We start from the raw sequence: 12,733 nt of genomic DNA, 5'->3' as shown, positions 1-12,733 counted from the left end.
AATAATTAGTGTACCATACTGAATTCTCAGTAACCTAATTACCCATTAATAATAGATTCAATATTATTTTCATTATTTACACGACTTATTGTTCACTGCTTATCCCCAGCAATCGTATTTACCTATTTGAAGCGCAGACAAAATAGATATGATTACTTTCAGTAGTACTGAACGATAACAAGCAAATAACTTTACAGTCACGGTTAATCTACCTGAATAAAGAAATAATAATATGTTTTAAATCAAAAAAATCAAATATTTTAAAATATACTGCAATATTTTGAAATATTTGTAATATATCATCATTAAGTAAGAAATATTTAACAGATGTGTCATTTTTTAAACCTAGACAACACCAGAGAGTTTATCTAAAAAAAGATAATTTATCAAACCATAAGTGTTTAGAATATAGCGTCTATTTTTTTACTTTATGTAAAACCACACCTTTAGTAGACAAATTATCTAAAGATATTCGGCATGTTTAATGTTTAGATTTATTTATCAATAACAGATAAAAGTCATATTAAAATGCCGAAAAACTGTATGAATCGTTCAATGATTGGAAAAAAAATTTAATAAAAAAAGAATCTAGTAAAATTCTCCCCAGCCTATTTTTTGTTTTTTTCTCTCAATGCAATAAATATGGCGGGCTGAATTAAATGCTAAAAATGTGATCTGAGTGGCATTATAAATAGTCTAAAAATAGAGGAAGGATCTAGATAACCGAAGTGATGCTAACAAAAACATTATTGGTTTAAGACTCCTCGCGCTTAACACCGTAGCAAGGAGTCTGTACCATAAACTATAAAGCGCGTAACGAAAAATGGCGTGGTCTAAAACCTAACGCATATAAAGCAACAAAATAGCTACCCGCTCCCGCTACAACAACCAATAACAGACGTAAGATCCGCATTAGCATACTGCCAACATCCCAACTTGGCATTATCCATAACATTCCGACTAAAACTGCTCCCATGACCACAAGTGCAATCGTCAGTTTTAACAAAAATACAGGCCACCCCGCTAAAGGTTGATAGATATCTTTCTTACGAATTTGCCAGAACAACATTGATGCATTGAAACAAGCCGCAATACCTATAGAAAGCGCAAGACCGACATGCTGTAAGCTACCCACAAATGCTAGATTCATAAGTTGCGTAAGGATAAGTGTTGCAATGGCTATTTTTACGGGCGTTTTAATATCCTGACGAGAATAAAAACCGGGAGCTAAGATTTTAATAATAATAAGTCCCATCAACCCAACACAGTAAGCTATTAACGCTTGTTGTGTCATTAATGCATCATGTGCATTGAAGTTACCATATTGAAATAAAGAAACAGTTAAAGGACCAGACAATACTGCTAAACCAATGGTACAAGGTAATGCTAATAAGAAGCACAATCTTAGTCCCCAATCCATCAGTTTTCTATACTCTTGCGTATTACCACTGGCAAAACTTTTAGATAATGATGGTAATAAAATAGTGCCTAATGCCACACCTAATACACCGGTAGGTAATTCCATAAGTCGGTCTGCGTAATACATCCAAGAAACAGAGCCTGAAACTAAGAAAGAAGCAAAAATCGTATTGATAATCAATGATATTTGACTAACAGAAACCCCCAAAATGGCCGGCCCCATTAATTTAAGAACTCGCCATACTCCACTATTTTTAAATGAAACCCGGGGTAATACCAGCATACCAATTTTCTTCAAATGCGGTAATTGATACGCCAGTTGTAACACACCTCCCGCAACCACGGCCCACGCTAATGCCATAATTGGTGGATTACAATAAGGCGCAACGACAAGAGCAAAAAAGATCATGCTGACATTAAGCAGTGTTGGTGCAAATGCAGGAACAGAAAAACGATTCCACGTATTAAGAATTGAGCCTGTTAATGAAGCTAAAGAAATAAGAAAAATATAAGGAAAGGTGACCCGTAATAAATCTGTCGTCAATTGAAATTTATCAGGTGAACTACTAAAACCGGGTGCAGTAACATAAATTACCCAAGGTGCAGCCACAATGCCGATCACGGTGACAACGGCAAGGATCAGTGTCAACATTCCCGACACATAAGCAATAAAAGTGCGAGTTGCTTCATCCCCTTGTTGATTTTTGTATTCCGCTAAGATAGGAACAAATGCCTGTGAAAATGCACCCTCAGCAAAAATACGGCGAAGTAAATTTGGTAATTTAAACGCAACAAAAAAAGCATCGGTTGCCATACCTGCGCCAAAAATACGCGCAATGATTGCATCACGAATGAACCCTAAGACTCGTGAAAACATAGTCATGGAGCTCACAGCGGCAAGTGATTTAAGTAAATTCATAAAGTCATTCTAATTTTTGTTGAATGGAATAAAAAGAAAGGGACTATACTCCGTCTCTAACATCGAAAAATCAATCCTCAATTGGCTAAAAATAAGCAGTTTCAACTGACGTTTAGCTAATTCCAATAAGAGAAAAACACATGTTATTTATGGCCTAGCCAATATCTTTCTCAACATTAATTCCAGCATATTTTGGTTCTCACTTTCATTAAACTCAGGGTCGATAAGATTTCTTCCCATTGAGCCATCCGCAATGACTAATAGCCAAGCCGCAATTTTCTCTGGTTCTAACGTCGGATCAATTTGCTCTTTTTTAATACCGCTCTCTAGCATTGCAATCAAACGTTGTTTATTGTTTCTTTCATTTTCAATAAAAATTTCGTGAATGCTCGCATTACGTGAAGCTTCAGCAAAAATCTCAATGCTGATACGTGCATATTGCGGATGATTATAGAGCTCTATGATTTCCTTCATTACATGAATAATTGCTTGAATACTCTCTTCTTGGGCTTCATAACGACAAAAAATATCATCAAAGAGTTGCGCATCTTCTACTGCAATAGCTTCAATAATGGCATTTTTATTAGGAAAATAATGGAATACATTTCCTGGGCTCATACTTGCTTCACGGCAGATTTCTGCTGTTGAAGTGGAGTGAAAACCTTTTACAGCAAAGCAACGTATCGCGGCATCAATAATATGCTTCATTTTCGCTTTCTGTTTTTCTGTCACGGTCTTATTCATATCGGTTAAAAATCTCTGGACAAAATAAATTAGACTGATTAGTCTATAAAAAAGATAGACCAAACAGTCTAAAAGTTAACCCTATTATTGCAGAGTAACGATATCATGCAATTATTTCATGAACACTATAAGCTTCGTCTTGCAACACCTTCAGATATTCCTGAAATTATTCAATTATTTGCACAAGCATTTTGTTTTAAATTACACGCTTTTAATATTGATAGCACTATTCCTAAGCAACGTCAGCAATTAGAAGCTATATGGAATACACTCGCCTGTAAAAAGAATAGCCAACAATTTGTTGTTACTGACAATGAGAAAATAATTGCTACCTTTTGTTTAGTGATAAAAGAAGCTAATTTTACTTTAAATTCCTTTATAAAAACGCCATTTTTTTATTATTGGCGCTTTGGTATTACACAGTATATTAAGCAAAAAATTTTCTTTTCTTTATTTGACTACACGCCAAATGATAATGAAGTTTATTTAGCACATATTGCTGTTTTATCATCCTACCAAGGGCATGGCATTGCTTATGCAATACTTCAATGGATAACCCAATATAGCCAAAACATACTGAAAAAAGCGTATTTATCACTTTATGTAGATGTTAATCATGAGGGTGCGCTTTATTTATATAAAAAGAATGGATTTAATATTGAAAGAGAAGAGTCATCACGCTTAACACTCTCTATTTTTCACATTCAACATTGGTATTATATGTTGAAAAAGATCGATTAAAAGGTAACTAAAAGCACTGTTATAAGAACATGTTCAATCTTATTATAAACAGTGCTTTATTTTCAATAATAAGGATTAACGTTTAACATAAGTTCGTGTTGTCAACGCGGTTAGCACATGATCTCGCCACTCTTGATTAATTTGTAGATAATTTTTTGCATAACCTTCTCGCTCAAAACCATGTTTAGCTAATAAATTGCCACTGCGTAAATTATGAGGCATATAATTTGCCATAATACGGTGCATACCTTGTTGACGTTGCATATAACGGAGTGTCTCTGTTAATGCTTCAGACATATAGCCTTTACCTTGCCATTTCTCACCCACAGAATACCCTAAAAAGCAGGCATTAAAAGCGCCACGCATGACATTGCTATAATTTGCCACACCAATAATTTCATCTTCTTTAGGCGTTAACAACAAAAAATGAAAAGCACTTTCTTGGCGATGTAACTCATTCATAAATTGTAAACGATGTTCCCAACCAGAAGGTAAATAATGTGTTTTATCTCTTAATGGTTCCCATGGAATTAAAAAACGACGATTTAATGTATAATAATCAGCCAACCTTTCAGCATCTCTTTCATAAGCTAAACGAATTATCATTCTTTCCGTTTCAAAACGAATTTTAGGAATTCCACCACGATAGCCAAACATTACGATCCCATTATCCTTTGATATAAATAGTCTAATTCTGAAGCAACTCTTCTTATTCTGCCACTAACCTTAATAAAAAAATATCATCTTTAATTTACTAGGAATTACACATAATAAAAGACAGAATAGACGAAGAAATAAATTATTTCATTCCCCCCTTATTTTATTTAAATTATTTACTAATTGATGGTGAGTAATGGCCCTGGTAACACAAGCCCGTACTTTGGGTAAATACTTTCTCCTAGTTGACAATATGTTAGTTGTCTTAGGTTTTTTCGTTGTTTTTCCACTTATATCTATTCGTTTCGTCGAACAATTAGGTTGGGCTGGTGTTGTTGTTGGTTTTGCATTAGGTCTTAGACAGCTCGTACAGCAAGGCCTTGGTATTTTTGGCGGCGCGATTGCAGACCGTTTTGGTGCAAAACCCATGATAATAACGGGGATGTTATTACGTGCGTTAGGTTTTGCTTTAATGGCAATGGCAGATCAACCGTGGATACTGTGGTTATCTTGCATTTTATCTGCATTAGGCGGCACGTTATTTGATCCTCCCCGTACTGCACTGGTTATTAAGTTAACGCGTCCTTATGAGCGGGGTCGTTTTTATTCTTTGCTATTGATGCAAGATAGTGCGGGAGCTGTTATTGGTGCACTTATCGGCAGTTGGTTATTACTGTATGATTTTCATTTAGTGTGCTGGGTAGGTGCTGGCGTCTTTGTTATAGCCGCCTTATTTAATGCTTGGTTATTACCTGCTTACCGGATATCAACAACTAGAACCCCGATTAAAGAAGGTTTAAACCGCGTAATACTGGATAAGCGTTTTGTCCGCTATGTTTTAACGCTCACTGGCTATTTTGTCTTATCCGTTCAAGTCATGTTGATGTTTCCTATCATCGTCAATGATATTGCAGGTACACCTACAGCAGTAAAATGGATGTATGCTATTGAAGCGCTGCTCTCTTTAACCTTGCTGTACCCAATTGCACGCTGGAGTGAAAAGCGTTTTAAGTTAGAACAGCGTTTAATGGCTGGCTTATTTTTGATGAGTATCAGTATGTTTCCTGTTGGAATGATCCATTCATTACAAGGTATTTTCTTGATTATTGGCTTATTTTACCTTGGCACCATTACTGCAGAGCCAGCCCGTGAAACCTTAAGTGCATCACTTGCCGATCCTCGCGCTCGTGGTAGTTACATGGGATTTAGTCGCTTAGGATTAGCTTTTGGTGGTGTCATTGGCTATACAGGTGGTGGATGGATGTATGATTTAGGCAAACAATTTGATATGCCAGAATTGCCTTGGTTTTTGTTAGGAACAGTCGGGTTAATAACACTTTACGCACTGCATCGCCAATTTAATCGTAAAAAAATAGAATCAGCCATGCTTACTCCTTAGTTATCAGGTAAACTCTTACTTATCAATGATCAAGGAGTGTTTATGAAAGCTATTTTTCTAACAATCACATTAGTATTAACCTGTTTGGCCACAGGCTGTGATCAGCTAAAACAATTTGATGTGAGTGAAAACCTTATTAATGACTATATTAGCCAGAAAATAAATCTTCAAAAACATATTGGAGAAGATGATGTTGTATCTGCTGATATTAAATTAAGCAATCTTTCAATACAGATTGGTCGTAGTGAGCCGGGTAAAATTAATCTTTCTGGTACAGCCGACCTGAATATTAATTCATTTTTTGGTAAAACGAGTGCAAAGATTGATCTTACATTATCAGGTCAGCCTTTTTACCAAGCCGATAAAGGGGCCATCTACATAAAATCAATGGCTATTGATAGCTATAAAGTATCACCTGAAAAAATGGATGCTGTGATTGTGGCACTAAAACCTTACCTAGATACAACAATCACAACTTACTTTGATAACCATCCTGTTTATGTACTAAACCCTGAAAAAAACAGTGCTCAAGCTGCTGCGTTTAAGCTGGCTAAAGGAATTGAGGTTAAACCGGGTAAATTCGTCATCCAACTCTAATAGTTACACGAGTTGATTAAAAATATTTATCGTCATTACTGAGAAAGGCAAACCTAATGGTTTGCCTTTTTTATGAGTCGTAAAATACTTTAACAAAGAAAATATTGCATCACTCTGTATCGGTATCTTCACCTTCTTCATCATCTGAAAGCTCTTCTCGTAATGCAGATAACGCACCACGTGAAATTGCTGCCAATGTACGATAAAAATGGCTGGTTGCGTGAGCTTCAACCTTACCTAAAAATGTACCTGCCCAAGGTAATAAGTATTCATCAAATAATTGTATTTGAGCTAAAACTTCATCCTCGGTTGAATTATCTTCAAGCCATGAGGCTGCAAGCAATAAAGCACCAAAGCTATCCGTTGCACTTTCCGTTACCGGCATGCCTCTTGCCACTAAAAATTGACGAACATCTTCTTCTTTAATTTCTTCATAATCATGAGCATAAATAGAAACGGCGGGTGTTTCATGACCAAAAAGTGATTGATAATCTGCTTTAACTATCGCTAAATCTTTTACACTCTCTTTTAATGTATTAAATAGCTCATCTTGTTCTAATGGCCATAATTGACTTAGTTTCCCTTCACCAATCATTTTAATAATAGGCGCTAAAATAGGATCACTTGGGTCACGTTGAAATAATGAACCTAAAAGCCGGCAAACGATTGAAAATTCATTCATTGTATTCTTTTCCTATAAAGTTTCGCATTATTGTGCGTCTAATAGTAAGAAAATCAACTTTTTTTCTTCATTTACTCTTTATTATTAATATAAATTTTACGGTATTTAATCTCTTAAAACAGAAAAAGCGCGCTCTTATCATTAAGTCTATTACTTAATATAAGAAACGCGCCTAATCCCATGCCACTTATCTTTTAAAACAGTTTTATCATAACGACATTAAAACTCTTTTATGACAACAGCATTTTTATTGTATTAGTTAACTTGCGATATCAAGAAAATTATCTCTTACACCATTTACACGAAACCATCCTGCAATACTGATCCTCTCTTTATAAGTAGGAAGCACTTCATGAGGGAATTGTTCAGAAAGAAAAACAACTAAGCGCCCTCCTTTGGGAGCAACTGTCGCAAGTGGATTATCGTCTAAATCATAAATCACTAATTCTCCACCATCTTCTTTTGTCCAATCCTCATTAAGATATAACACCGTAGTGAGGCGTCGAGTGATATTTTCCTTAAAAGCATCAAGATGTTTTTTATAAAAAGCCCCTTTCTCATAACACGCAAAATGCGCTTCATATTCAAAAAGGCCTAAAAAAAACTCACGATTAACAGCACGTTGAATAGATTCCATTTGCATTAAATAATGTTGGACAGGCATTCCCATTTCAGGTTCTAACCAACTTATTTTATCGCTACGTATTGTTGTTTCTGCTTGTCTATTCTCATGACGGCCAATACGGGCTTGCTGTGCATTATCGCCAAAACAAGCACGTAGTTGCTGAACAGCCTCTGGCGTGAGGAAATTATCCCACACACACCATCCTTTCTCTGCAATTTGCTCAAGAAGTTCTGCTATATTCATTAAGTATACTGTCTGATAAACATGGGAAACTACTTTATATCACCAAGTTAAGTAAAATTACAATATAATAAATTTATCTTTTCGATAATAGCAATTTATCAGAGATAAATACTATAAAAGTAAAAAATAACAAGATAAATAAAATTTTATCTTTTAAGGTTCACAAATAAATTTTATATAAAATATCTTTTTATAAGAGTCACTTACGACTAAACCCACCAAACTCATAAGAAAAACAAATGATTAATTTAAAAATAATACTTAGCTGATATGTTTTCTAGTTGTTCTTTATTCTTATCATAGAAAAATTTAATTTCTCCTTTTACTTGATGATGAATAATTGTTTTTCTGCTTCCTAAACGTAAAAAAAACAGAGGTAACGACTTTGTTTTCTCTGCTAATTCACTTACAGACATAACCTCTACAGAATCAAGCTGATACTCAATTTTATCTAATTCTTTTTTACATTCATTATATAACTCATCCAATTTATTTTTTATATCATAAAGGGTGATATTTTCATTATTTTTAACTTCTTCAAGAATATTTTTAATTTTTATTTTATTCTTAATATAAATATCCACACTTTTATGATCTAATTTATATTTAGAAATTACATAAGGTTTAAATTTTTCATTCATATTATCTTTCTCTTGTGAAGAAAGCGTTTCTTTTCTCTCTTTTAAATCTAATAAAAATTGTTTTATTTTTTTATTTTCACTAACTAAACTTATCGGTTTTTTGATAATCTGATTTATAAAATCAAATTTCGTTTCACTTAGTCTATAACTGAGCTTATTTTTTGATTTCTTATCAGATGACAACGCTAAGCTAATATCATCCAGTTTATTAATTTTATTAGAAACATCATATTGATTAGGGTATGTATCAAATAATTTATTTATTTTAAGTACTCGTTTATATATTCCTTTTAGCTCTTTTTTATTTTTTTCAAATTCTTTTTTATCTTGTTTATTTCTACTATCAAAAATAACCATATTGAATAAAGAATTAATTTTTTTCTGTGCCATTATCTCAAAGTTTTTAATTGTAGCTAAAGGATACCATTGGATACTATTAGTAGAACTTGTTGTGGATGGTGTAAATTTTAAGTCTCGATAAAATTCAAAACCAAGATCAAAAAAATTAAGATTAATATTTTTGTCTGATGTCTTACTTTCTATCTCACCATAACCAATAAATTTATTTATATTTAAATCAAGCTTAAGAAAATTCAATACTATATTGGCACCTATTGCATTTCTAGGAATAGTAACCCCGGTATTGGGGTTAACACTGACATCAACATTAAAACTCATTTCACTCCTTATTTCATTTCCAAATAAAAGTGTTAATTTTTCATTTCCTTCCAATGTTGAATTATATTTAAGCAGATCTTCTGAGATATCGAGCCCTTGATTAATAAATTCACTAACATTCTCTAAACCAATTTTAAATGAAAAATTAGATTGCTTATCATAATTTACATTAAGTAATGTGCTTGCCATTATAGGAGTTACAACGCCATAATCAATATTGTTATTCTTCCATCGTTGATTAAATCCCCCAACACCTGCTGATAAACCAGCAGTGATATCTGTATTCATCGTATTAATAAATGAAAATATAACTTCCTCTTTTTCATTTTTTGAAAGCATCAAGGAGTGTGTTTTTGCATAATGAGCTAATACAAAAGCATTTACGCCAATATTACCTGGTAAATAGAAAGCATTGATACCAAAGAATGCACGGATATCATTGGCATGGTTAATGATAATACGCTCTTGTTCTTTTAATTCATTGACTAAAGAATAAATAATTTCACCTTGTGTTTTTCCATTATTTATCCCTTTAATAACTTTATTAAGCACAGCATAATCTTTACTTATATTTTTTCTTACTCCATATAAAGCTATATTTTTATTTTTATGAGGTAATATTGATGAATTTATTAATGCTTTAATATTAGAGAATAACCCCCTAAATCCAGGATCAATACTTTTAGCTATATTTACCGCCATTGCAGTATATTTTTTTAATGCATACTGTTGTTTTGCCTTATCAATATGGACCCTAGCATTATCAATGATAGAAGAAAAAAAAGGAATATGTTGGCTACTAAAATTTCCAATTGTTTGAGTAGAAAAAGGTTGTCCTGAATGATAATTTTTATAATTATTTTCACCAATCATTGAATAGAAAGATAAAGGAGGCTCCTGTTTTAAACGAGTCACTTCATATTGATAATTCTTAATAGCAAAAATATTTAAAGGATCAAGGTAATATATTTTTATTTTATTACCTTTATCAACAACGAGTTGAATCTGATTTAATATTGGTTTAATTGCTAATATTTTATCTGTTTCTTTTAATGGAAGCTTAACTTTATGCTTTTTAATGATAGCATTACTGTCAACTTCATCATTATAAGACTCTAGTGTAGCGGGTAATCCTGTTGTAAAAAGCTGGTTATCTTTAATTTCCATTATAATATCCAACCCTTTTCTATTTACTTTTAATACATTATTCTCCTTCAATTCAATAACATTATTAATACTTGATAAATCTTGTTTTAAGTGCTCTTCAACTATATACTTTTCATACTCAACAATAAATTTACTATCAACATTATTTGATGTGTCATCGTTTAAATTATATTCTTTTTCAATTTGTTTGAATTTTATTTTATAGAGTTCACAATTATTTCCTTCTACATTATCCAATTCATTTTTAGTTCTTTTATTTCCAATTAAAAAGCCTTCTGAATTAACATAAAGCTCTTTAAATTTAATGTTATTACTATTTTTAGAATCTATATTAAAAACATTATATTTAAACCCACCCTTCATATACTTTTGATATAATCCAGTAAACAAATCGTGTGTTTTTCCCTTTATTAATATTAAGTCCCCATCATCTGAAAGTGTGACACCCATATTATTAAGCAAGGGCATATTAGTTGAACCTAAGTATACATAATTATTAGCACTATTTAAGCTAAAATACTTTTCTTTTTTTTGTTTATCACTATTTTTAGTGTATTTAATATCACTATTATCAACAGATATTACTTTATTTTTTTCTTTCCGCCCATTAAAAATACCGATAGGCGTTAATTTGTTGACTGTAGTTTTTACTTCATTAATCATTGTATACCTCATCATATTGAAAGCATGAGGTAATAATTAATAAGATAAACGATAAGAGATATCTGTTTACAACCAGATTTTTATTACATTATATAAAAAAAAATAAAAGTGATATTATTTGAAAGTAATGATAAAAAAATAGGCAATAATCTAAAAATTATCGCCTATTTTCTAAAATTAAAATATGAATATGAATACTAGATATTTAATAACCACTACTCATATCGACTACACCAAAAGGGGCCTCCCCTTTTTCAATTCGTTGAATATTCTCAACAATAGTATCCATTGCAATATTTGGAATTGTAAAAGCGGCAATATGTGGCGTAATAGAAACGCGAGGATGCGTCCAAAATGGATGCATTCCCGCTAAAGGTTCTTGAGCAAAAACATCCAAAGTCGCATCAGCAATATGTCCTTGTTCTATTGCTTCTAATAAATCTTGATCAACTAAATGAGCACCACGTGCAAGATTAATTAAATAAGAAGAGGGCTTAAGTTGTTCAAAGAGGGAAAAATTCAAGATACCATGTGTCTCTGGTGTATAAGGCAATAAATTAATCAGTAGATTACACTCTTTTAGAAAATCACTGAGCTGCTCTTTACCATAAAAACTTTCAACATTTTTAATCTGTTTTTTACTACGACTCCAGCAACGAACATTAAAACCCAGTTCTGCGAGCTTAGTCGCAACACTTCCCCCTAAGGCCCCTGCTCCTAAAACACCGATAACAAAGTTATTATAAGAGTGGGAAGGCAGTTGCTTCCATAACCGTTGTGATTGTTGACGTTTATAGTCATCCATACGGCGGAAGTAATACATCACTTTAGCAATCGCATATTCTTGCATTTGAAGTCCCATTCCGGTGTCTTCTAAACGCATAACGGGTACGCCTGTTGGTAAGGTACCCGGTTTTTGTTGCTCTTGTTTTAAAATGGCATCAACACCGGCCCCTAAGGCAAAAATACCTTTAAGGTGGCTACGGCTTGCTAACATCTCATAGGGAGGAAGCCAGACCATGGCATAATCTGCGGGTTCATTATCGCCAGGTTTCCAAGTCCGTATATTGGCATTAGGCAGACGCGCCTTCATACCATTAATCCATGTCTCTGCATCAAAAAAAGGATGATAATAAATTATATTCATTTTGCCTTCCTCCAGCATTTTTACCATAGGGTGCGAGGGTTACGTTCTGATTTCAAGTCTCTTTGAATAAGTTGTTAATAAAAATGTTGAGAATGTTAACCAGTTAACGAAAAACTTAATTCTATTTTCAATACAGTCATCCACATTCACATTGGTTTACTGCATAATTTGTCTAGCATTTGTGCATATTGTTTTTTATTTGACTGCTTGATACTAAAGTTAAAAGAAAAACGCATTTAGCAGTTGACGCTTATGCTCGTTTTCCCTATAGTAGCGCCCCGTTGAGAGATGTTAAGCATATCTCCAACAACAATATGGTGAGGTGTCCGAGTGGCTGAAGGAGCACGCCTGGAAAGTGTGTATACGGCAACGTATCGAGGGTTCGAACCCCTCTCTCACCGCCATATTCTA

10 protein-coding genes and 1 tRNA gene are annotated in these 12,733 nt (G+C 33.2%); 4 read left to right on the top strand and 7 right to left on the bottom strand.

The genetic code is table 11. From position 1 onward, the window contains the following. Window positions 1–802: 802 nt before the first annotated feature. Both murJ and INT04_RS12945 read right to left on the bottom strand, forming a co-directional pair. Window positions 803–2,338, bottom strand: a complete 1,536-nt coding sequence (gene murJ / locus INT04_RS12950) for a murein biosynthesis integral membrane protein MurJ (protein ID WP_193016525.1) — start codon at window positions 2,336–2,338, stop codon at window positions 803–805. 147 nt (window positions 2,339–2,485) lie between these two features. After that, window positions 2,486–3,082, bottom strand: coding sequence for a TetR/AcrR family transcriptional regulator (locus INT04_RS12945; protein ID WP_193016524.1), 597 nt, complete (start codon window positions 3,080–3,082; stop codon window positions 2,486–2,488). Window positions 3,083–3,187: 105 nt separating this feature from the next. Between INT04_RS12945 and INT04_RS12940 the strand changes: the two genes are divergently transcribed. Beyond that, entirely contained in the window at window positions 3,188–3,823 is a 636-nt protein-coding gene (locus INT04_RS12940) for a GNAT family N-acetyltransferase (protein ID WP_193016523.1), read from the top strand. Window positions 3,824–3,898: 75 nt separating this feature from the next. On the opposite strand, the gene rimJ is transcribed toward INT04_RS12940, so the two are convergent. Further along, window positions 3,899–4,480, bottom strand: a complete 582-nt coding sequence (rimJ, locus tag INT04_RS12935) for a ribosomal protein S5-alanine N-acetyltransferase (RefSeq protein WP_193016522.1) — start codon at window positions 4,478–4,480, stop codon at window positions 3,899–3,901. Between the two features lie 196 nt (window positions 4,481–4,676). Between rimJ and mdtH the strand changes: the two genes are divergently transcribed. Both mdtH and INT04_RS12925 read left to right on the top strand, forming a co-directional pair. Then, window positions 4,677–5,879 (top strand): multidrug efflux MFS transporter MdtH, encoded by a 1,203-nt coding sequence (mdtH, locus tag INT04_RS12930; RefSeq protein WP_193016521.1) that lies wholly within the window; start codon window positions 4,677–4,679, stop codon window positions 5,877–5,879. 42 nt (window positions 5,880–5,921) lie between these two features. Then, a complete protein-coding gene (locus INT04_RS12925) occupies window positions 5,922–6,476 on the top strand; it encodes a lipoprotein (RefSeq protein ID WP_193016520.1) in 555 nt (184 codons plus the stop codon). A gap of 109 nt (window positions 6,477–6,585) precedes the next feature. Here INT04_RS12925 and INT04_RS12920 read toward each other — a convergent pair whose 3' ends face one another. The 4 genes from INT04_RS12920 to ghrA all read right to left on the bottom strand — a co-directional run bounded on the left by INT04_RS12920 (window position 6,586) and on the right by ghrA (window position 12,322). Next, window positions 6,586–7,158, bottom strand: a complete 573-nt coding sequence (locus INT04_RS12920; protein WP_193016519.1) for a molecular chaperone — start codon at window positions 7,156–7,158, stop codon at window positions 6,586–6,588. Between the two features lie 259 nt (window positions 7,159–7,417). Beyond that, window positions 7,418–8,026: a 2OG-Fe(II) oxygenase gene (locus INT04_RS12915; protein WP_193016518.1), complete on the bottom strand. Its 609-nt coding sequence runs from the start codon at window positions 8,024–8,026 to the stop codon at window positions 7,418–7,420. 248 nt (window positions 8,027–8,274) lie between these two features. Beyond that, window positions 8,275–11,175 carry a hypothetical protein gene (locus INT04_RS12910; protein WP_193016517.1) on the bottom strand — a complete coding sequence of 967 codons (2,901 nt, stop codon included), beginning with the start codon at window positions 11,173–11,175 and terminating at the stop codon, window positions 8,275–8,277. Window positions 11,176–11,380: 205 nt separating this feature from the next. Then, window positions 11,381–12,322 (bottom strand): glyoxylate/hydroxypyruvate reductase GhrA, encoded by a 942-nt coding sequence (gene ghrA, locus INT04_RS12905; RefSeq protein ID WP_193016516.1) that lies wholly within the window; start codon window positions 12,320–12,322, stop codon window positions 11,381–11,383. A 316-nt stretch (window positions 12,323–12,638) separates the two neighbouring features. Here ghrA and INT04_RS12900 point away from each other — a divergent pair. Further along, a tRNA-Ser gene (locus INT04_RS12900) sits at window positions 12,639–12,726 on the top strand. The last annotated feature ends 7 nt before the right edge of the window (window positions 12,727–12,733 follow it).

It is taken from the genome of Proteus sp. FME41, from assembly GCF_014897315.1.
Classification (GTDB): Bacteria; Pseudomonadota; Gammaproteobacteria; order Enterobacterales; family Enterobacteriaceae; genus Proteus.
The sequence above is the reverse complement of the archived record's forward strand: the minus strand, read 5'-3'. Positions and strand labels throughout refer to the sequence as shown.

Coding starts and splice junctions, on each gene's coding strand:
- murJ (WP_193016525.1), bottom strand. CDS start 2,338: ATGAATTTACTTAAATCACTTGCCGCTGTGAGCTCCATGACTATGTTT.
- INT04_RS12945 (WP_193016524.1), bottom strand. CDS start 3,082: ATGAATAAGACCGTGACAGAAAAACAGAAAGCGAAAATGAAGCATATT.
- INT04_RS12940 (WP_193016523.1), top strand. CDS start 3,188: ATGCAATTATTTCATGAACACTATAAGCTTCGTCTTGCAACACCTTCA.
- rimJ (WP_193016522.1), bottom strand. CDS start 4,480: ATGTTTGGCTATCGTGGTGGAATTCCTAAAATTCGTTTTGAAACGGAA.
- mdtH (WP_193016521.1), top strand. CDS start 4,677: ATGGCCCTGGTAACACAAGCCCGTACTTTGGGTAAATACTTTCTCCTA.
- INT04_RS12925 (WP_193016520.1), top strand. CDS start 5,922: ATGAAAGCTATTTTTCTAACAATCACATTAGTATTAACCTGTTTGGCC.
- INT04_RS12920 (WP_193016519.1), bottom strand. CDS start 7,158: ATGAATGAATTTTCAATCGTTTGCCGGCTTTTAGGTTCATTATTTCAA.
- INT04_RS12915 (WP_193016518.1), bottom strand. CDS start 8,026: ATGAATATAGCAGAACTTCTTGAGCAAATTGCAGAGAAAGGATGGTGT.
- INT04_RS12910 (WP_193016517.1), bottom strand. CDS start 11,175: ATGATTAATGAAGTAAAAACTACAGTCAACAAATTAACGCCTATCGGT.
- ghrA (WP_193016516.1), bottom strand. CDS start 12,322: ATGAATATAATTTATTATCATCCTTTTTTTGATGCAGAGACATGGATT.